The organism is Staphylococcus sp. GDB20D11A (assembly GCF_016893255.1).
GTDB lineage: Bacteria > Bacillota > Bacilli > Staphylococcales > Staphylococcaceae > Staphylococcus > Staphylococcus aureus.
The window spans coordinates 57,246-77,415 of record NZ_JAFEPJ010000008.1 but is presented as its reverse complement, the minus strand read 5'-3'; the positions used below and the strand labels follow the sequence as shown (position 1 = coordinate 77,415).

At 33.7% G+C, this 20,170-nt stretch carries 21 protein-coding genes; 7 read left to right on the top strand and 14 right to left on the bottom strand.

The genetic code is table 11. From position 1 onward, the window contains the following. Positions 1-143 precede the first annotated feature (143 nt). From JV528_RS06150 to JV528_RS06105, 10 genes are all read right to left on the bottom strand, one after another. On the bottom strand, positions 144-1,652 hold the full coding sequence (locus tag JV528_RS06150; RefSeq protein WP_000686193.1) for a phytoene desaturase family protein: 1,509 nt from the start codon (positions 1,650-1,652) through the stop codon (positions 144-146). An 11-nt stretch (positions 1,653-1,663) separates the two neighbouring features. After that, positions 1,664-2,527, bottom strand: coding sequence for a 4,4'-diapophytoene synthase CrtM (gene crtM / locus JV528_RS06145; protein WP_000178302.1), 864 nt, complete (start codon positions 2,525-2,527; stop codon positions 1,664-1,666). A 36-nt stretch (positions 2,528-2,563) separates the two neighbouring features. Further along, positions 2,564-3,691 carry a glycosyltransferase family A protein gene (gene crtQ, locus JV528_RS06140; RefSeq protein ID WP_204177320.1) on the bottom strand — a complete coding sequence of 376 codons (1,128 nt, stop codon included), beginning with the start codon at positions 3,689-3,691 and terminating at the stop codon, positions 2,564-2,566. Between the two features lie 5 nt (positions 3,692-3,696). Then, complete coding sequence (locus JV528_RS06135; RefSeq protein ID WP_000160463.1) at positions 3,697-5,190, bottom strand: phytoene desaturase family protein; 1,494 nt, start codon at positions 5,188-5,190, stop codon at positions 3,697-3,699. After that, a complete protein-coding gene (gene crtO / locus JV528_RS06130; RefSeq protein ID WP_001807273.1) occupies positions 5,183-5,671 on the bottom strand; it encodes a glycosyl-4,4'-diaponeurosporenoate acyltransferase in 489 nt (162 codons plus the stop codon). Before crtO ends, JV528_RS06135 begins: the two co-directional genes overlap by 8 nt. A gap of 174 nt (positions 5,672-5,845) precedes the next feature. Beyond that, positions 5,846-6,613, bottom strand: a complete 768-nt coding sequence (locus JV528_RS06125; RefSeq protein ID WP_000725219.1) for a CHAP domain-containing protein — start codon at positions 6,611-6,613, stop codon at positions 5,846-5,848. 361 nt (positions 6,614-6,974) lie between these two features. Beyond that, positions 6,975-8,786, bottom strand: coding sequence for an acyltransferase family protein (locus JV528_RS06120; protein ID WP_000379815.1), 1,812 nt, complete (start codon positions 8,784-8,786; stop codon positions 6,975-6,977). A gap of 689 nt (positions 8,787-9,475) precedes the next feature. Next, a complete protein-coding gene (isaA, locus tag JV528_RS06115) occupies positions 9,476-10,177 on the bottom strand; it encodes a lytic transglycosylase IsaA (RefSeq protein ID WP_000751271.1) in 702 nt (233 codons plus the stop codon). A 608-nt stretch (positions 10,178-10,785) separates the two neighbouring features. Beyond that, positions 10,786-11,841, bottom strand: a complete 1,056-nt coding sequence (locus JV528_RS06110; protein ID WP_000200684.1) for a PTS sugar transporter subunit IIC — start codon at positions 11,839-11,841, stop codon at positions 10,786-10,788. A gap of 126 nt (positions 11,842-11,967) precedes the next feature. Beyond that, positions 11,968-12,096, bottom strand: a complete 129-nt coding sequence (locus JV528_RS06105; protein WP_001791985.1) for a hypothetical protein — start codon at positions 12,094-12,096, stop codon at positions 11,968-11,970. A 171-nt stretch (positions 12,097-12,267) separates the two neighbouring features. Between JV528_RS06105 and JV528_RS06100 the strand changes: the two genes are divergently transcribed. From JV528_RS06100 to JV528_RS06090, 3 genes are all read left to right on the top strand, one after another. After that, positions 12,268-12,837 carry a TetR/AcrR family transcriptional regulator gene (locus JV528_RS06100; RefSeq protein ID WP_001789900.1) on the top strand — a complete coding sequence of 190 codons (570 nt, stop codon included), beginning with the start codon at positions 12,268-12,270 and terminating at the stop codon, positions 12,835-12,837. A gap of 197 nt (positions 12,838-13,034) precedes the next feature. Next, positions 13,035-13,535, top strand: a complete 501-nt coding sequence (locus tag JV528_RS06095; RefSeq protein ID WP_078061131.1) for a hypothetical protein — start codon at positions 13,035-13,037, stop codon at positions 13,533-13,535. A gap of 219 nt (positions 13,536-13,754) precedes the next feature. Next, complete coding sequence (locus JV528_RS06090) at positions 13,755-13,985, top strand: DUF896 domain-containing protein (protein WP_000697134.1); 231 nt, start codon at positions 13,755-13,757, stop codon at positions 13,983-13,985. A 220-nt stretch (positions 13,986-14,205) separates the two neighbouring features. Here JV528_RS06090 and JV528_RS06085 read toward each other — a convergent pair whose 3' ends face one another. The 3 genes from JV528_RS06085 to JV528_RS06075 are packed head-to-tail and all read right to left on the bottom strand — an operon-like array spanning position 14,206 to position 15,740. After that, positions 14,206-14,583 carry a VOC family protein gene (locus JV528_RS06085; protein WP_000616224.1) on the bottom strand — a complete coding sequence of 126 codons (378 nt, stop codon included), beginning with the start codon at positions 14,581-14,583 and terminating at the stop codon, positions 14,206-14,208. Positions 14,584-14,599: 16 nt separating this feature from the next. Then, on the bottom strand, positions 14,600-15,421 hold the full coding sequence (locus JV528_RS06080) for an NmrA/HSCARG family protein (RefSeq protein WP_000651834.1): 822 nt from the start codon (positions 15,419-15,421) through the stop codon (positions 14,600-14,602). A gap of 19 nt (positions 15,422-15,440) precedes the next feature. Then, on the bottom strand, positions 15,441-15,740 hold the full coding sequence (locus JV528_RS06075; protein ID WP_000055855.1) for a DUF2316 family protein: 300 nt from the start codon (positions 15,738-15,740) through the stop codon (positions 15,441-15,443). 130 nt (positions 15,741-15,870) lie between these two features. Here JV528_RS06075 and JV528_RS06070 point away from each other — a divergent pair, with 130 nt between their 5' ends. From JV528_RS06070 to JV528_RS06055, 4 genes are all read left to right on the top strand, one after another. After that, positions 15,871-16,428, top strand: a complete 558-nt coding sequence (locus tag JV528_RS06070; RefSeq protein ID WP_001224178.1) for a TetR/AcrR family transcriptional regulator — start codon at positions 15,871-15,873, stop codon at positions 16,426-16,428. Further along, positions 16,421-17,125, top strand: a complete 705-nt coding sequence (locus JV528_RS06065; RefSeq protein ID WP_000161838.1) for an SDR family NAD(P)-dependent oxidoreductase — start codon at positions 16,421-16,423, stop codon at positions 17,123-17,125. The genes JV528_RS06070 and JV528_RS06065 overlap by 8 nt, the downstream gene beginning before the upstream one ends. Before the next feature lie 97 nt (positions 17,126-17,222). Continuing rightward, positions 17,223-18,233 (top strand): amidohydrolase family protein, encoded by a 1,011-nt coding sequence (locus JV528_RS06060; RefSeq protein WP_000836426.1) that lies wholly within the window; start codon positions 17,223-17,225, stop codon positions 18,231-18,233. 19 nt (positions 18,234-18,252) lie between these two features. Then, positions 18,253-19,083 carry an alpha/beta hydrolase gene (locus tag JV528_RS06055; RefSeq protein ID WP_000448904.1) on the top strand — a complete coding sequence of 277 codons (831 nt, stop codon included), beginning with the start codon at positions 18,253-18,255 and terminating at the stop codon, positions 19,081-19,083. Between the two features lie 145 nt (positions 19,084-19,228). Here JV528_RS06055 and JV528_RS06050 read toward each other — a convergent pair whose 3' ends face one another. Further along, on the bottom strand, positions 19,229-20,119 hold the full coding sequence (locus JV528_RS06050) for a CobW family GTP-binding protein (protein WP_000706520.1): 891 nt from the start codon (positions 20,117-20,119) through the stop codon (positions 19,229-19,231). Between the last annotated feature and the right edge of the window lie 51 nt (positions 20,120-20,170).

The window sequence follows — 20,170 nt, the reverse complement described above, 5'->3', positions numbered from 1 at the left end:
CGCCCATCAAGGTACGTATTCAAACGTGAACCTTAACAGGCGTCATTCATTGTTAAATAAAACTTCTTAAGCACATACTTATTTCACTATGCCTTTTACGTTCCCCTTATACTTTTCTCACATCTTTCTCTTAGACTACTCCCTTACACGCCTTGCTCAATATCTTTAACCATTTCGTCTACAGTTATTTTCGCACTCGTTAAGACAATAGGAACGCCTGCACCTGGATGCGTACTTGCACCTGCAAAATATAAATCTTTATAATCTCGCGATACATTTTGTGGACGATAATAATTACTTTGCGCTAAAGTTGGCATTAAACCGAATGCCGAACCAAATTTCGCATGATACGTTTGTTCAAAATCATTTGGCGTAAAGATTGTTTCTGAAACAATATGCGATTTTATATCTTCAAATACTTCAATTGTTGCTAATTTACGATAAATAATTTCCTTTATTTGTTGCGTCAAAGCTTCATCTGACCAATCGATTCCGCTACCTGTTTTAAGTTCCGGAGTCGGCATTAACACATAAATACCAGTTTTGCCTTCTGGCGCAAGTGATTTATCAGCGACCGCTGGAACATACACATAAATAGAAGGATCATATGATAAACGTCCCTCAAATATTTCTTCAATATTGCCTCTAAAATCATCTGAAAAAATAACATTATGAAGTCTCACTTGATCTGTCACATCAATATCTATACCGATATACATTAAAAATGCTGAACAAGAGTAATCTAAGTCTGCAATTTTATGTGGTGGATACTTTTTAATAGGTGCAAAATCTGGCATTAATGATTCCGCAACACTAGGGAAATCAGCCGTACATAAAATTTTATCAAATTTTCTTATGTCACCATTCACTTTTATCGCATCAGCTCGTTTGAATTTAGGATCAATAATAATTTGCTCAATTTCAGCATTAAGTTCAATATTAACGCCTAAATCTTTATTTAATTGCGCTAGCCCTTGAGCCATGCCATACATACCGCCTTTAATAAAATGCACACCAAACATCATTTCAATCATAGGAATAATTGAATATAGTGACGGGCCTCGTTTTGGATCAATTCCTATGTATAACGTTTGAAACGCTAAAAGCTTTTGTATCTTTTCGTTATCAATATAATGTTCAATTAGCTGATCTGCATGATTTAACGTTTTTAACTTAGCACCTTGCACAAGTGACGTCATATTATAAAAGTCACTTGGTTTGCGATACGTTCTTTCTAAGAAATAGCGACGTGCAATTTCATATTTTTTATAAACATCTGTTAAAAAGGACATAAAACCATGCGTTGAACCAGGTTCTATACTTTCTAGCATGTGCTGTAATTCAGCTAAATCTGTAGGCACCGTTATACGATCATCGCGGTCAAAATACACATCGTAAATATAACGTAATTGTCTCAATTCAATATAATCTTCATAATTTTTACCACACATTGTAAATACATCTTTATAAACATCTGGCATCATAACAATTGTGGGGCCCATATCAAATGTAAAGCCGTCTTTCTTTAATTGATTCATACGCCCGCCTACGTTAGTATTTTTTTCAAATATCGTCACTTCATGACCTTGAGAAGCAATACGGGCTGCCGCTGCTAATCCTGTGACACCTGCACCAATTACTGCAATCTTCATTATTCAACCACCTATATTCTATGATATTTACTATTTATTTCATGAAACAACTTTGCTTTTTTCCGCTTATCCACAAAAACACGTTCATGTAATGTATAGTTAGCCTGTCTCACTTCGTCCAGTATTTCAATATATATACGTGCTGCTAATTCTATGATTGGTTGTGCTTCAATACTAAATACTTTGATTTGATCCATAACATCTCGAAAATCTTTTTCTGCGATAGCTGCATAATATTCCCATAAGTCAATATAATGATTATTAACACCATTTTGGTACACTTCAGCAATATCAACTTCATATTGCTTTAATCGTTGCTTACTAAAATATATCCGTTCATTTTCAAAATCTTCACCGACATCTCTTAATATATTAATCAATTGCAACGATTCACCAAGCCTTCTTGCGACATCGTATGTCTGATGTGTTTCATGATCACTTAAAATCGGCGTCAATACTTCACCTACTGTACCAGCAACACCATAACAATATCCGAATAATTCAGCGTCCGTTTCAAACATTGTAAATTGTTGATCTTTATATACAGTATCAATGAGATTATAGAAAGATTGAAAGGCGATATTTTTATGTTGTGCAACATGCTGAAGAGCCATCATGATTCTACGATCACTTTGAAAGTGATGATGTTCATATGGGTATTTTTCAATAGATTGTATATCTTCTTTTATTTGATTTAAAAATTGAATATCGCCATAAACATCTATACTGTCATCAATTTTACGACACACAGCATAAATTGCCCAAACCGCTTTTCTTTGATCTTCTGGTAACAAGTCAAAAGCGTAAGAAAAGCTTTTTGAATGTTTCTTCATGATTTTATGACAATATTTAAAATTCATAGCCATCATTGTCATACTAGTCCTCCTATATTGAAATGCCATTACCTTGATTTATTGTTCTTTAGATATAGAATATTGACGACCTTTCCATTCAACTACACCATAACGATGCGTTTGTTTCCAAGATTGGATGAAAATTTTAGTGAAAAACATAAATAACAATGGATGACATACCATTAATAAATTAGAAAATTGGCCGACCCTTCGATGCAGATGAATAAATTGTGTAGTATAGCTCAAGTAAACTGTTAACATTTTTCCTACAGACATTTGGCGATATTTTAAACTAAGACATAGCCCTAAAATACTCGCGATAGAACCGAACAACCACAACACAATTGCTGTCATGATCTTAGGCTTTGTGCCACCTGCCCCAGTTGACAAATGCTTTGTCCATCCTTCTTGTAATGACTGAAATCCTTCTTGATACATGCGAAATGCAACAAATGGAAATCCTTCATAAACTGTTACGGGCAATGATTGTGAAGTATATGCACTTCCTAAAGCAAATCCTTCAATAATATGACGGTTCGCACTTTTATGACCTCCAGTTGCATAATAATCTTCTTTATTTGTTAATGTCACCGGTCCAAATGCATGCTGGTTAGTCCGACCGTCGTCTAAGGTAGAAAATACATTCATACCAACGACTGTCATTAAATTAAATATCGCTGAAAACCCTTCGTAGAAACGCTTTGTTATATGATAAGGCTGTACGCTTAACAATCCTTTTTCACCTTGTAATTGATACTGATTAATCAACGTTTCAACAGCATCTTTCCTTAAGAAAGTTACATCAGCATCTACAAAAGCAATACGATTCGTACATGCATGCGTCACACCTTGATAACAAGCATGTGATTTCCCATACCATTTGCCGTCAGCATCATCAACAACATCTACTACAGTCGCACCATATGAACGCGCTACACGTGCTGTTTCATCTGTCGATCCGTCATTCATAACAATGACATCTACTGGAACTTGCTGTTGTATTATCGAATGTAGTAAATGACCTATTCTTTTTTCTTCGTTTCTAGCCGGAATAATAATTGTTAATGCTTTATGATTGAAGTTCAGCGTTTTCCCCTTTAGCTGATGTCTACGATTAAATATCAATGCACCACACGCCATAGACATGGTCACTATTACTGTTAATATTCGTGATAACCATTTCATAGATATCACTTCCTATTCTTCGCTTCTCGCGCGTTTATTTTGTCTGCGACTTGTTGCCCACTTAATGTAACCATTGGCATGCCACCACCAGGATTTACTGATCCACCTACAAAGTACAAGTTTTCAAAATACTGACTTTCTTTAGGAAATTTAAATCCTTTGTTTTTCTTTTTATCTGCTACAACACCATATATTGCACCACGATTAGAACGATAATTTTTTTCAATATCCTCCGGTGTCCAAACATCTTCATAAATAATGTGTTTTCTTAAATCAGTGAGTCCCATTTTTTCTAATTTATCCAAAATTTTATCCCTAAACTTCGCATAATCTTCAGTTGTAAAAGGCTGATCTTGAATATATGGAATATGTGGTAAGACTTTGATATTTTCATAACCTACTGGCGCTTGTGTGTGATCAGTTTTATTCGTATTTACTAGATAAATGGTCGGATCATCTGGCAATACCTTTTCATGAAAAACTTGTTGATAATTGAGATAAGCATTTTCCGTAAAAAAGAAATTATGATGTGCTAATTGCGGGTATTGGCAAGCAACACCTAAATGCATCACATATCCTGAGCTTGCTGGCTCAAATTCCCGCTCTAATTTGTTTAATCGTTGAGTACCAAGGTGAAGTAAATATTTATAAGTAGGTATGACTTCCATATTTGAAATAATATAATCTGCCTTTACAAACTCACCTGTATCTAATCTGACACCCGTCACACGTCTTTGATATGTTTTAATATTGTCCACACGTGTACCTGTATGAATTGTGACACCTTCTTCACGCGCTAGCTTTTCCAAGGCATTGGCTAAATGATGGATTCCAGCTTCTACATACCAAAGGCCTTGCTCTTGTTGCATATGGAATAACATAGATAATACTGCTGGCGCATCGTATGATGAAGAACCTACATATTTGATAAAATAGCCTAACATTTGTCGCAAGAATGGATTCGAGATACGCTTGTCTATGGCCTGTTGCATAGTATGTACATAATCATAATTAATAAGTGCATTTAATGGTCCATGAAATTTAATAATTTGAGATAGTGTATCTAAACCATAGTTAAAATACCCTTTTTCAGTAATACGATCGATTCGTCTTGTATAATTCAAATAATTTTGCAGTTCCTCTATATCCTTGTTCGACAATATCGCATTATGCTGACCTGTTTCTTTAATACCTTCATACAAATCGATAGTCGTTCCATCTGGAAAAAAGCTACGCCATTGATGTGGCAATCTCTTGATTGTAACGTAGTCTGACATTTGCTTCTTGCTATATTCGAATAATTTTTCAAAAATATAAGGCATCGTTAAAATAGATGGACCTAAATCAAAGCCAAAGCCATCTGATTCATGACGATTCACTTTGCCTCCTATATGATTATTTTGTTCATATAATGAGACCGAATAGCCACTTTGTGCCATTCGAATTGCTGCAGAAATCCCACCTAAGCCACCACCAATAACGATGATATGTTTAGTCATGACGTTCACCTCTTCGTTTTAATATGCGTAGTAACTGCGTTAATCTCGGTCGATTATAACGTTGCACAATAATGATTGGAACATTAGCTATCATTGCATAGAAAACATTTATATACTTTACTAAACGAGGTCCTTTAATGAATATGATGACTGGAAGTATCGATATCCAATGGATCAACTCTGCCCTCTTTGTCTCTATAATCATTTTTTCAATTTCATCAGTATTGATTGTCATTAAATGACGCTGATCATATATATTTCGATTAAGCTTATGACCATCTAAAATCTTATGCTTCCATTTTCTTACGTAAAACCATTTGTTCCAAAATTTTCCATGCTTCTCAAAGTTAAATGATTTAAATATTATATGCTTCTGACGAAAATACTTGTCAGGAATTCTTGTACCTAAATTTGCTATATTTAGTTGAACAATTAACCAATACATACTACAGAAAAATGCTGTTTTGATATATTTTTTCATGGTTTTCATCTAAATTGAATCACTCTCAATCATACTGACATAGTATAAATTATCATTTTATTACTTAGTTCCCTAAAGATCAGTGAATAAACCGCTCTCATTTATATTTATATAAAACAAAAACGCCAATACTCTCACGTTAGAGAATATTGACGTCATTTGATTTACCTTTGATTAATGAATGAAATTATATGAACCTGCTTGGTTTGCTGAAATTGTACGAGATGTAACCACACCAGCACCATGTCCATAGTTCATTTCTGAAACACGAACAGAACCGTTGCTGTTAACGCCTTCAACGTAAGCAACATGACCGTAATAGCCTTGTGTTGTTTGCATGATAGCGCCAGCTTTTGGTGTATTGTTCACTGTATAGCCAGATGATGCAGCTGCGCTAGCCCAATTACTAGCATTGCCCCATGTTGAACCAATTTTCCCACCAACACGATCAAATACATAATAAGTACATTGTCCTGAAGTATATAAGTTACTTCCTGATGCATAACCATTAGAAATTGAACGACCATTTGAAGATGGAGCTGCAGTTGTAGTCACATGAACATTATTGCTTGTTGTGCTATAACTTGCACCTAAACCACCAGTGTAATAGTTATTTGTTGCTGTTTGGCTATTGTTTGTATAGTTATTGTATTGATATGAATGATTATAGTAGTTATTGTAAGATGCATTGTTATAACTATAAGTATTGTAGTTATTGTAATAGTATGTGTTGTTTTGCGTTAATTGACTTGGATTCCAATTTCCTGTCCAAGTGTAATGATAATTACCTTGTGCATCAATTGTATACGTATAGCTGTATGATTGAGCGTCATTAGAATTATATCCATTGTTATTTTGTTCTGCGGCTTGTGCATCATGTCCTGCAAATGCGATAGTGGCAAGTCCTGCTGTAGCGATTGTAGCTGTAACGATTTTTTTCATAATTAAATATCCTCCCAATAATCAAAACACTCTATACATATAGTCATTAGCGACTCAATTATTTTAAATTTTATATTTTTTATCTTTTTTATTATGCAAATAATTACAACTTTTATAGTTTTGCGACAAAACAAACTATAACAGATATTAGGTACCTTGTGGTCTTTGTTATCATAATGTAATCTGTTCCTAACAAAGCATCATTGAATGTAATATACCAATTAGAATGTTCACAACACTTTTTCTGCACTGTTAACATGGGATTTGAAAATAAAAAAGCACTAAACTTTTAATGAAATACATCCTTTTTGATAATAAATATCAGAAGTAATGTAATATTTCAAAAGTTTAGTGCATCAAGTTATTTCTTATTTGTAGCATGTGTTTCCATCGTTTTTACAATCAAATCAGTCAATGCTTTACTACCTGCATATTCTAAATGTATGCCGTCATAAGCAAAGTACTCTGGATGACCTGCAGAAGCTTTATACCAATCGACTAGATGTACATTAGGACGCTTTTCAGCTGCTTCGTATATTAATTTATTTATTCTACCTTCATAATTTCTAGGTACTCTAATAGAAACTAAATATATGTCTGCTTTTCCAAAACTATCCAATAATTCATTTAATTGATCTTTCGTAAATGCCCCATTTGTACCAAGCTCTACTACAACTTTTTGACCTTTTTTAGCATAGTCTTTATATTGCGATTTCACAATTGGTGTAGCATCAACGAGTTGCCGTCCAACTTTACCATCAATTTGTGCATTTGGTATTTTCTTAGTAAAGACATTACCAATATCCACCATAACCGAGTCACCAATTAATAGTGGTGATGACTTTTTAATATCCTCTTTACTATTCGCCGTCTGCTTATCCTCTTGCTTATCTTTTTTAACGACCTTTTTCTTCGTTGTTTTAAATTCCGTCTTCTTCTCTTTCTTCTCAGCTTCATGTTGTTTACCAAGCGCATCAAATTGCCCACTGAGCACGATGATAGATGGAATCAATAATAAGATAACTAACACAGTTCTAGCAAATTGACTCTTCTTTTTAGGTAAAAATGCAAAAGCTTTAAATCCTTTTTTACGTATAGGGGTTTCAATAAAGCGATACGAAATTTCAGCCATTAACGCTGTTAACAAAATTTCTATAATATAAACGTATACCGGTATTTGTCCTTGTACGTAATAACTGTTCACAAAAACAATGATAGGATAATGCCATAAATATAAGCTATATGATCGTTTACCTATAATTAGCAAAGGTTTCATACTTAAAAATTTAGCAAATAAACTAGAAGGATGTACCGCAATCGCAATAATGAATAAAGTTGCAAATGATATAATGTAAAATCCTCCATTATATATCCATTGATCTTGGTCTCCAACTATAAAGAACAAAGTCATTAGCACCGCAAAACCAGATATCCCTATAATATCTAATGATACGACAATCTTTTTAGAAATATCTTTTTTCAAAGCAAACGGTGGCCAAATAAATGCTAATATACAACCAAGCAATAAAGTTTGCAGTCGTGTATCTGTCCCAAAATACACACGTGAATTATCTCCAGTGATAAAATGAATCGCTATCATAAGTCCTAAAGAAATCAACGATACAATAAATAGCGTTTGAATAATATTTCTCGGTTTAAATCTATGTAATAAGAACGTGATAACCAATGGGAAAAGCAAGTAAAATTGTTCTTCAATGGCTAAAGACCATAAATGTTTGAGTGGTTCAATAGCAAATTGGTTAAAATAATCTACATTCTGTGAAATGTACCACCAGTTTGAAACATAGAATATAGCTGCAATAGCATCTCGTTTCAATTGTATAATCAATTCCGGTTTAAATATCAGTGTGAACGTAAGCACGACACAGATTAAAAATAACACTGCCGGAATGAGTCGTTTCAATCGTCGCTTCCAAAACTCTAGCAAATCGATTTTTTGCGTCCGATAATACTCACTTATCAACAAACTTGTTATTAAATAACCTGAAATAACGAAGAATGTATCTACTCCTAAAAAGCCCCCACTTAACCATTGTGCATTCAAGTGATAAATAATGATTCCTATAACTGCGAATGCCCTCAATCCATCTAATCCGGGTAAGTATCGCGGGGAATACATTTTTTCTAAACGTTTAAAGTCTTTTGTATCCATGTTAATAAACACCCCATTTATTTTTCTCTATTTTGTAGCATATCACAATATTTTTGAAAATAAAATATTGCACTGATTTTCATTAATTGATTTAACCCTTAATTAAGATAGTTTTAAATTTTTTATTAAGTAGAAAACAATTATTACAGTTAATTTCATTACTGCAAACCACATATAAATTTGTCGATTTTACTACATAACATAGATTATCATAGATTCTTGAATTTTTAACAAAATAACTGTTATTTTCATTATATTTTTACAAAAAAAAGGTTCGTTTTATATTTTATGCATCTTACTGTAACAGAATCATTAAGATATGCTGTTCGGAATTTACTTTTAAAAAGTTGAATAAACTGATAAATTACCGCGCACTGTTATTAAAATATATACACGGTGATATCTTTCCAACTCATTTTCAAATTTAACCATATGAAATGACAAATAATCACTCCTTATTGAAGTGTTTGTGTAAAAAGAATCATGGTGTATTGTTTATTTCACCTTATTCTAATTTAATAGTGACATTAATTCTTCTATCATGACATTAAAATCATCAGGAATAATAAAATAACATCCTAAGGCTCTAGAATCATACTTTAATTTCTAATAAAAAAACTCTTCCCAATTTCTATGGGAAGAGCTATATATTTAATGTCTAAACATTACTTTTATTAATTATGAAGGAATTAGAATCCCCAAGCGCTTAAACCTTGTGCTTTGTATGCTTTAACAGCTGCGTTGATTTGTTGGTCAACAGTGTTTGTTGGACCCCAACCTGGCATAGTTTGGAATAAACCTGAAGCACCTGATGGGTTGTAAGCATTTACTTGACCATTTGATTCACGAGCGATGATTGCAGCCCATGTAGAAGCTGAAACACCAGTACGTTGAGCCATGATTTGAGCTGCTGATGAACCAGTAGCACCTGCAGTATTACCATTGCTTAATCTCACTGAACTTGAAGTAGTTGAAGTGCTGTAGTTATGGTAAGTTGGAGCTGAAACAGCTTCAACGTTTGAGTTACTTGATTGTGCATTGTAGCTTACTGATTGTACATTTGAACCTTGGTTGTATGAAGTAGTGTAGTCTGCACCTGCAACGTTTGAGAAACCAGCAGTTTGACCATTAGCTGCTTCATAGCTCCATGACCATGTAGTACCATTTGAAGTGAAGTTATATTGGAAACCATCTTTTACAAAGTGGATGTCATATGCACCATCTTTGATTGGAGCTGCATTTAATTGATCTTGGTGATTGTGTGCTAAGTCAACTAAGTGTGCTTGATCAACGTTCATTTCAGCAGCGTGTGCTTCATGTCCTGTGCTTGCTGCGTAACCTGTTACACCTAATGCCACTGCTAATGATGATGCCATAATTGTCTTTTTCATAGTAAAAAATCCTCCAGTAATAATTGTAAGTTTATGTTTTTAGTAATTATATTTTGAATTTGAAATGTCGTAGTGCAAGTTTAAATTGTCTTTTATTTCTTTCAACGGTAATCACTATATCACAAAAAACCAGCCAGTAAATTACACTTTCTTTACAAAACATTACAATATCAAGTTTTATTTGTAATGTTGAAATATGGCTGTTTTATACTGTAATGTGAAATATGTACCTTTTAGAATCCAATAAACCCTTGAAATAGTCTTTAACACATAAGATTTTTACTATGTTTAGCTCAACTATTACAACTTTCGTAATATTACAGATTGTATTTTTGTTACATATCTGTAATATATCTGACATGTAACTTCTCTTATTTTCGTACATTAAACGCAATTAAAAAGCAATCAACACATATGGTTCTGCAAATGTGTTGATTGCTATTATTGTTATATATTCAAAGTTACTATGCACACATCTTTTGTGAATTGTCTTATCTTTTATAAGCACAAATAAACTACAGCTCAATTATATTGTTAAACTTTATTCTCTCAATTCACAATAACATTAAATAATTTTTGGTCTCATATTTTCAAAAAACATACTGTCCTTATCCCATGAATTTAAAAATATCATTAGTATATAAACGAAACACTTTACGATAAATGATATCTGCAAGCCAAGCTGTTACAAATGGTACAACAAAGAACGCTACTACAATTAGTAAGACACTCAACCAAGCAGAATCAACCTCCATAAATTTAAATGCATTAATCGGTCCTACCATCCCTATAAAACCAAATCCAGCTGACTCTTTCGTTCCATGAATACCTACTAATGCTGATACCAAACCTGATACAATGGCTGTCGTCAATATTGGTAACATAAGAATTGGATATTTCACCATATTAGGTATCATCATTTTAACGCCTCCAAAGAAGACGGATAACGGCACCCCTAAACGATTCACTTTACTTGTACCAATTATCAATACAGCTTCAGTCGCGGAAATACCAATTGACGCTGACCCAGCTGCTAAACCTGTAATACCTATCGCAAAGGCAATGGCCACAGTTGATAGTGGAGAAATAATAATAAGACTAAATACCATTGAAATCAAAATACTCATGACAATCGGTTGTAATTCTGTAAAACCATTAACCATATTACCGATGGCTGTTGTAATCATTTTCGTATACGGCAATATTAAAACACCAATTGCACCTGAAATACCGCCAACAACTGTTGGGAATACAATCAATGCCATACTACCTACGCGATGTTGAATAAGTAAAATGAACAACACTGCAATCGCTGCTGTAATCATTGTATTAATTAAATCACCAATACCCGTAATCATCCAAGCACCATTTTTAAACTGCGCTGCACCGCTTCCTACATATGCTGCACTTGCCACAACAGCAATTGCTAATGGCGATAAGTCAAATTTCATGGCAACCAATGCACCAATCAAAGCAGGTACTGTAAATTGAATTGCAACGACAACGCCTAATAACGTTTTAAAAATCGGATGATAATCCATAAAGTATTTAAAAATTTCTCCAAGTATCGCATTAGGAACTAAACCCGCAACAATACCTATGGCGACACCTGATAAAACTCTAAATATAAAATCTTTGGGTGTAATTGTTTTAATTGATGTCATAATATCATCCTTCCATTTATGTATATACATCTTTATGCAAATAATAAAGAGCCTTAAGTTATAAGCTGCCACTAGCTTAAATTCTAAGATGTGCATGCCGATGTTGTTATATTTAGGCTAGCAGTATCATCTATAACTCAAGACTATGAAAAATAGTATATCACAAAATTCTGAATTTTTAGATAAAGAAATTGGCAATTTTTCAAACATATTGTTACAATACACTTTTATTTTATCTTCATTTTTAAAATCCATTAATATAATAGAAGAAAGACATTCAAATGCTTACCAAAAAGGTACATTATTTGCTAGGAGTGTATCAGCACTTACATATCATCAACACCTACACACAATCAACACCATTGACAACATAATAGAAGATACTGATAATAAGTGTTAAAACAACAGATGTTAGGTAGTGAACAAATGATGGAAAGTAAATCCATAGATCCAAGAATCGTTAGAACCAAACAATTGCTTGTAGATGCTTTTCTTAAAATTTCTAGAGAAAAGAAATTATCTCAAATTACAGTTAAAGATATCACTGATATTGCTACGCTAAATCGTGCAACATTTTACGCTCATTTCACTGATAAAGAAGACCTCCTAGACTACACATTGTCTGTAACCATTTTAAAAGACTTGAATGATAACTTGAGCATTTCTAATGTCATTAATGAAAAGGTACTACGTAATATTTTCATTTCAATTGCGAGTTATATCAAAGATGCTGCAAAGTCTTGCGAATTAAATAGTGAAGCATTTTGCAACAAAGCACATCAACGTATTAATAATGAATTAGAAGATATTTTTGCGATTATGTTAGAAAACAGCTACCCAGAGCATCAACGAGATATCATTGTAAATAGTGCGAGTTTTTTAGCAGCTGGTATATCAGGCTTAGCATTACATTGGTTTAACACGAGTCAAGAGACAGCCGATGTGTTTATCGATCGCAACCTTCCATTTTTAATTCATCATATAGCACATTTTTAATAAAACTTGGTATTTAGTCATGCATCTTGAAATCACTATGTGACTTAGGTTCATACTTGTACACACAATAAAATTTAACGTATTACGATTGATTAGCCGTGTCTAGGACATAAATCAACTTCTTATACTCTACAATCCCATATTGGCAGTCGTTAACTGAATGAAAATAAGCTTGTCATTAAAACATATAGATTTTAGTGACAAGCATTTTTGTTTTTGCGTACTTAAACAACACTTCAGGCAATATGTTGTTTAGGCAACAAATGATATGTGCGTGTTTATTGGCAAGCGTACGACATAGTAGTATAGTATGTCTAAGCAACACATGTCGCATAGTTGATATGCGTTGTTTAAATCCTAAGATAGGAGGGATTGACGTGAGCGAGACAGATGAACCTCAGGGGTTTGAACACACGCATAACATATTAAATATTAATCAGAATAGTCAGAGTCTAATGACATTCATTAAAAGTAAATTGAAGTCGAAGTTGAAGCAACACATAATAATTGCTCGTGGTAAAAAGCGAATCGACTATCGACTGTCGTATAACTTTTACACTACGTATTATGATAATGTAGAAATCAAGAAAATCGACTGTGAATATACCTATGCTATGCCCATTGCAATTTTAATAAGACACATGATGTCATTCGACAATGCTCATTTCTTTGCTCAGCTACGTCATCCTGTCTTATAAAACAACATTGCAGACATGTATATCAAACGACACTTCAATAACATCACTTTGTCATCGTACTACTATTAAAATCGTGTCTCAAACCCCTTATTTTAATTCCAAAAATCTGCTGGTCAAAAGACCGAGAAACTAAAAACATTACTGAATGTGTTGATAAATTACCTTATAGAAATGATCTCAAAATATATCAACACTTGATTCTAAGGAGGATACGACAATATGAAAATTTTAGATAGAATTAATGAACTTGCAAATAAAGAAAAAGTACAACCACTTACTGTAGCTGAAAAACAAGAACAACATGCATTGCGTCAAGACTACTTAAGCATGATCCGAGGTCAAGTATTAACAACATTTTCCACAATAAAAGTGGTTGATCCAATCGGTCAAGATGTCACACCAGATAAAGTTTATGATCTTCGCCAACAATACGGTTATATTCAAAATTAATATTTGCTCACGAGGTATTGCACTTAAGGTGCCAACTGACCTCATAAACAAAGCCCATACTGATTGAAGACACTAATGTATCGCACCACGTCTCTTACGACATGTGCAAGTTGGGGTGGGACGACGAAATAAATTTTGCGGAAATATCATTTCTGTCCCACTCCCACATTACGCTCCATCTCTGTATGGGCTTTTTATTTATTCTTTTGAGAATTTCATTTTAGCAGACCAAAAAATTAAAATGGTGTCCATCAAGATCTTTGAACATTGCACCATAAAACCCTTGGCTTACTGTTGGTTCTTGAACGACTGTGCCACCCGCTTCTTTCACTTTATTCAGCAACTGGTCAACTTCTTCATTTGTGTTCACACCTAGAGAAATCATCACTTCATTTGGTTCAGTGTTAAGGCTTTGCTGACTTACATTTTGAAAATGCTTGTTTTCTATTAAAATTACGGTTGTTTGACCTATTTGAATGCCGACCATTTTATCTAACATTTGTGGGTTTCTATTTATTTTAAATCCTAACGCTTTATAAAACTGTGCGCTCTTTTCTAAATCTTGCACATGCAAATTAAACCACATTGATTGAATCATGATTGCACCCCATTCATTACTTATTATAGTCTTGGACTTTAAGCCAATCACTTAATGATAATCTTGTTGGATTTATTTCAGCCATTAATTCAAAGTCTACTTCATAACCTTTTTCTTCCAACCATTGCTTTTCTGCAACACCACTAACAAATTCTCCTTCTATAACAGTCGATTTACCTGTCACTTCACTAAAAATTGTTGCTACTTCACTTAATGTAACTTCATCGGAACCAATCTCTATTGATTGATGCGTAAAGCTTTGTGGATGTGCAAAAATATACGATGCAATTTTAGCTATATCAATAGAAGAAATCATTGTGAATTTTATATTCGGATTAATAAATTCTGGTAATGTAATACGTTCATCTTCGACTTTAGCAATGCGTAAAAAATTATCCATAAAGAATGATGGTTTGATAATTGTTGCATTTATATTAGATTCCATTAATCTATTTTCTATTTTTGCTAGTACTTCAAAGTGTGGGCCAGTTCGATTTCGATTAACCCCTCCCGCAGTACTATACACGATATGTTGAATATTTTCTTGCTCAGCTATTTCAATTATCTTCATACCTTGTCTTAATTCTTCGTTAACATCATCTTTAACGATTGGCTGAATACTGTATAATCCATACTTCCCTTTCATCGCTGATTGCAAACTAACATTATCACTCAGATCACCTTCAACGATTGATAAATGCGGATGTCCTATGTCTGAAAGTTTACGGTTATTCTTATTTCTAGTTAATGCACTTACATACCATCCATCCTCTAACAACTGTTTTACAACTGCATTACCTTGCTTCCCTGTTGCGCCTATTACTAAAATATCTTTCATTTTAGATCCACTCCTCTTTTTATCTTAAAAACCAATAGTCCTCTTTTTCACCTTTTAAATACGTATATGGTTCTGGTGTTTGTCCATTTCCTTTAATATTGTCGTTTATTACATCTCTGACATCCCATACTAAATGAATAAATCGTTGTAATTGATGACTAAAAATGCCTAGTGGCGCTTTCATAGCTAACACTTTTTCCACATCTTCTGTAGTGACATTCAGTTTTTCAGCAATCATTTGAACCGATAAGGTAGATTCTTCAAAATGTGCTTGCAATTCTTCAGCTGTAATACGTCTTTGCTCTTTATTTAAAGACATACGCAACACTCTTTTCTTTTATGATATTTAATAGTTATTGCAAATTCATTGCTATCTTTCTTAACACGCTTTATAATAAACGGAGAGTTATCCGTTTGTCAATTTTAGAGAACTATAAGTAGGTGGAACAATGCGAAAGGATGCCATAGAGAATAGGCAACGAATTGAAGAAATAGCACACAAACTTTTTGATGAAGAAGGCGTTGAAAACATTAGTATGAATCGTATTGCTAAAGAACTAGGTATCGGTATGGGGACACTATATCGACATTTTAAAGATAAAAGCGATTTATGCTTCTACGTCATACAAAGAGATCTTAATACTTTTATAACTCGATTTAAACAAATTAAGGATGACTATCATTCTAATTATGAGGTTATGAAAGTATCTTTAGATTATCTTTTACAATTTAAAATCGATAATAAAACACTTCTTCATTGTATTGAAGCTGGCAACAATAAATTACGTTTTTACCAAAGCGCATTTTATCAAGAATTATTTGATTTTTATTACGATTTATTTAAAAGCGATGATGACATTTTCACAAAGTTCAAAACTGATATGCTGTTACAATCATTATCAACTAGTGTATTTGCCTTCCAAATAGAACATCGCCATATTTCAATTGAAGCGTACAGAAATTATTTATTAAACATTTATTTAGATGAGGTGGAACGTAATGACTAAAATTGTGTTAATCACAGGAGGCAATAAAGGGTTAGGCTATGCAAGTGCAGAGGCACTTAAAGCATTGGGTTACAAAGTTTATATAGGTTCTCGTAATGACGTAAGAGGACAACAAGCATCACAAAAATTAGGTGTTCATTATGTACAGTTAGATGTTACAAGTGACTACTCTGTCAAAAATGCTTATAACATGATTGCTGAAAAAGAAGGTCGTCTTGATATCCTCATTAACAATGCAGGTATATCTGGTCAATTTTCAACACCTTCCAAATTGACACCTCGTGACGTTGAAGAAGTATATCAAACGAATGTATTCGGTATCGTTCGAATGATGAACACATTCGTCCCTCTCTTAGAAAAATCTGAACAACCTGTTGTCGTCAACGTATCAAGTGGTTTAGGTTCATTTGGAATGGTTACAAACCCCGAAACAGCTGAATCTAAAGTGAATTCATTAGCTTATTGTTCGTCTAAATCGGCAGTAACAATGCTAACATTACAATACGCTAAAGGATTACCAAACATGCAAATCAATGCTGCTGATCCAGGTGCTACAAACACTGATTTAGTTGGTGATTTTAGTAATAATTCCAAACACGTTTCTGAAGGAATCAAGCCAATCATTCAATTAGCAACGATTGGTGCAGATGGCCCAACAGGTACATTTATTAATGGCGATGGAGAAATGCCTTGGTAGATCAATTTTATGTTACAAACATTGAAATTAGAGGTATATAAAAAATGCTTCTGCAATAGATGCAATAAACATGCAATACAATATGGAGGCGAATTAAATGAAAAGTATTACGTTTGAAGAACATTATGTCATTGAAGATATTCAAAAAGAAACGATGAATGCGATATCAGCAGATCCTAAAGGTGTACCGATGAAAGTAATGTTAGAAGGCCTTGAAAAAAAGACAGGTTTTACAAATGCCGACGAATTATCACATCATGATGAACGTATCCAATTTATGAATAATCAAGACGTTCAAATTCAAGTCTTATCTTATGGAAATGGGTCTCCCTCAAATTTAGTTGGTCAGAAAGCCATTGAATTATGTCAAAAAGCAAATGATCAATTGGCAAACTATATTGCACAATATCCCAATCGCTTTGTAGGCTTTGCAACTTTACCTATCAATGAGCCTGAAGCCGCAGCGCGAGAATTCGAACGTTGCATCAATGATTTAAGATTCAAAGGTGCGCTCATTATGGGACGTACACAAGATGGTTTTCTTGATCAAGACAAATATGACATTATTTTCAAAACAGCTGAAAATTTAGGCGTACCAATTTATCTACATCCCGCACCAGTTAACAGTGACATTTATCAATCATACTACAAAGGAAATTATCCTGAAGTAACCGCGGCAACATTTGCTTGTTTTGGTTATGGTTGGCACATTGATGTCGGAATTCATGCAATACATCTAGTATTATCTGGCATTTTTGATCGTTATCCAAAGTTAAATATGATTATAGGACATTGGGGTGAGTTTATCCCATTCTTCTTAGAACGTATGGATGAAGCTTTATTCGCTGAACATTTGAACCACCCTGTAAGCTATTACTTTAAAAATAATTTTTATATCACACCAAGTGGCATGTTAACGAAGCCACAGTTTGATTTAGTCAAGAAAGAAGTAGGTATTGATAGAATTCTTTATGCTGCTGATTATCCATATATTGAGCCTGAAAAATTAGGCGTATTTTTAGATGAACTGGGTTTAACAGATGAAGAAAAAGAGAAAATAAGTTATACAAATGGTGCTAAATTATTAGGTTTATCATCTAACAATTAACAAATGGAGGTCATTGAATATGGAAACTTTAGAATTACAAGGCGCTAAATTACGATACCACCAAGTCGGACAAGGACCCGTGCTCATCTTTATTCCTGGTGCAAACGGTACCGGAGACATTTTTCTGCCTCTTGCAGAACAGTTAAAAGACCATTTTACTGTTGTAGCCGTTGATCGTCGTGATTATGGAGAAAGCGAGTTAACTGAGCCACTCCCTGATTCCGCTTCTAACCCTGACAGTGATTATCGTGTCAAACGCGACGCACAGGACATTGCCGAACTTGCAAAGTCATTAAGTGATGAACCTGTCTATATATTAGGTTCAAGTTCAGGTTCAATCGTTGCGATGCATGTGTTAAAAGATTACCCTGAAGTCGTTAAAAAGATTGCATTTCATGAACCACCAATTAATACATTTTTACCAGACAGTACTTATTGGAAAGATAAAAATGATGACATTGTGCATCAAATTTTAACAGAAGGCTTAGAAAAAGGCATGAAAACATTTGGTGAAACATTAAATATCGCACCAATTGATGCAAAAATGATGTCTCAACCTGCTGATACTGAAGAAGGACGTATAGAACAGTACAAACGTACGATGTTCTGGTCAGAATTTGAAATTAGACAATATACGCATTCAGATATTACTTTGGATGATTTCACAAAATACAGCGATAAAATCACCCTACTAAATGGGACAGATTCTAGAGGATCCTTCCCACAAGATGTCAACTTTTATATAAACAAAGAAACTGACATACCTATTGTAGATATTCCAGGCGGTCACTTAGGTTATATTCAAAAACCTGAAGGCTTTGCTGACGTATTATTAAATATGTGGGGCTAATCTATCGTTCTCTAATAAAACAGCTTGTACAGTTTTCAAATTATATTTGATGGCTGACCAAGCTTTTTTTGTTTACGTTTAAACGTTCAAATCAACTCGTTATTATACATGAAGGCATGTTAACCATTCTCTTCCACTGAAAACACTACTGTTCCAAACATTGATAGTCTTCTTTTGAAATACCCTTTCCGATAAGCACCAAATATTCTGGCACTTTTTTTGAAAATGCTACAGGTGTTAATTCATATTGTCCTTGTGTAAATTGAATGAGATACGTATGTGTAGTGTCTTTAAATGTCATAAACCCTTTCAACCTATAAATATGAGACGGAAGGCATGCTAAACGTTTTATAAACTGTGCTTTTGTACATTTGACTGGTGATTGCACAAATTGATGATTAATCATTTGATGTAACGACTTATGTTTATTGTCAGAAGTTGCTGTCATTTGTCTAACTGATATTGGCAAAGTGACGCTGCCATGCATACCAACTTGTATATCGGCCTCTGGGTTAATAACTTCTAAATCTTTCAATAGTTTGCTCGTCGTTTCAACATCTGCTGAATCTATTTTATTAACAAATAAGACAGAACAATATGCTAATTGCTCATAAAATAAGCCTTGGATGTCTTTAGGGAATGATTTAATGTGTTTATACATGCTTGCGTCTATTACACCAATCATATGTGTAATTGTTGTAAACGGAGCTAAAATAGGCGTTAAACAAGCATCTAAGACAGAGACCGGTTCTGCAATCCCACTACATTCAATAAATACAATGTCTGGTTGCTCTTTTAAATATAATTGATGTAACTGTTCTGATACATCTGCTTTCATTGCACAACAGATACACCCCTCTGTCAGTTCACTTAAAGGTATGTCTTCAGATACTAAGGCACCATCAACACTCATTTTGCCAAATTCATTCATGATGACTGCCGGTTTCAGCGACTCCTTTAATGATTCAGCGAGCAAATGATTTAAGACAGTCGTTTTACCGCCACCTAAAAACCCACCTATAATAACTATTTTCATCTGCGACTCTCCTCTTATACTTCATATGAATAGAATATTCCAAGATAGCTT

What these genes read in the sequence shown, in the direction of transcription:
- JV528_RS06150 (WP_000686193.1), bottom strand. Translation starts at nt 1,652, where the DNA reads ATGAAGATTGCAGTAATTGGTGCAGGTGTCACAGGATTAGCAGCGGCA.
- crtM (WP_000178302.1), bottom strand. Translation starts at nt 2,527, where the DNA reads ATGACAATGATGGCTATGAATTTTAAATATTGTCATAAAATCATGAAG.
- crtQ (WP_204177320.1), bottom strand. Translation starts at nt 3,691, where the DNA reads ATGAAATGGTTATCACGAATATTAACAGTAATAGTGACCATGTCTATG.
- JV528_RS06135 (WP_000160463.1), bottom strand. Translation starts at nt 5,190, where the DNA reads ATGACTAAACATATCATCGTTATTGGTGGTGGCTTAGGTGGGATTTCT.
- crtO (WP_001807273.1), bottom strand. Translation starts at nt 5,671, where the DNA reads ATGAAAAAATATATCAAAACAGCATTTTTCTGTAGTATGTATTGGTTA.
- JV528_RS06125 (WP_000725219.1), bottom strand. Translation starts at nt 6,613, where the DNA reads ATGAAAAAAATCGTTACAGCTACAATCGCTACAGCAGGACTTGCCACT.
- JV528_RS06120 (WP_000379815.1), bottom strand. Translation starts at nt 8,786, where the DNA reads ATGGATACAAAAGACTTTAAACGTTTAGAAAAAATGTATTCCCCGCGA.
- isaA (WP_000751271.1), bottom strand. Translation starts at nt 10,177, where the DNA reads ATGAAAAAGACAATTATGGCATCATCATTAGCAGTGGCATTAGGTGTA.
- JV528_RS06110 (WP_000200684.1), bottom strand. Translation starts at nt 11,841, where the DNA reads ATGACATCAATTAAAACAATTACACCCAAAGATTTTATATTTAGAGTT.
- JV528_RS06105 (WP_001791985.1), bottom strand. Translation starts at nt 12,096, where the DNA reads ATGGATTTTAAAAATGAAGATAAAATAAAAGTGTATTGTAACAATATG.
- JV528_RS06100 (WP_001789900.1), top strand. Translation starts at nt 12,268, where the DNA reads ATGATGGAAAGTAAATCCATAGATCCAAGAATCGTTAGAACCAAACAA.
- JV528_RS06090 (WP_000697134.1), top strand. Translation starts at nt 13,755, where the DNA reads ATGAAAATTTTAGATAGAATTAATGAACTTGCAAATAAAGAAAAAGTA.
- JV528_RS06085 (WP_000616224.1), bottom strand. Translation starts at nt 14,583, where the DNA reads ATGATTCAATCAATGTGGTTTAATTTGCATGTGCAAGATTTAGAAAAG.
- JV528_RS06080 (WP_000651834.1), bottom strand. Translation starts at nt 15,421, where the DNA reads ATGAAAGATATTTTAGTAATAGGCGCAACAGGGAAGCAAGGTAATGCA.
- JV528_RS06075 (WP_000055855.1), bottom strand. Translation starts at nt 15,740, where the DNA reads ATGTCTTTAAATAAAGAGCAAAGACGTATTACAGCTGAAGAATTGCAA.
- JV528_RS06070 (WP_001224178.1), top strand. Translation starts at nt 15,871, where the DNA reads ATGCGAAAGGATGCCATAGAGAATAGGCAACGAATTGAAGAAATAGCA.
- JV528_RS06065 (WP_000161838.1), top strand. Translation starts at nt 16,421, where the DNA reads ATGACTAAAATTGTGTTAATCACAGGAGGCAATAAAGGGTTAGGCTAT.
- JV528_RS06060 (WP_000836426.1), top strand. Translation starts at nt 17,223, where the DNA reads ATGAAAAGTATTACGTTTGAAGAACATTATGTCATTGAAGATATTCAA.
- JV528_RS06055 (WP_000448904.1), top strand. Translation starts at nt 18,253, where the DNA reads ATGGAAACTTTAGAATTACAAGGCGCTAAATTACGATACCACCAAGTC.
- JV528_RS06050 (WP_000706520.1), bottom strand. Translation starts at nt 20,119, where the DNA reads ATGAAAATAGTTATTATAGGTGGGTTTTTAGGTGGCGGTAAAACGACT.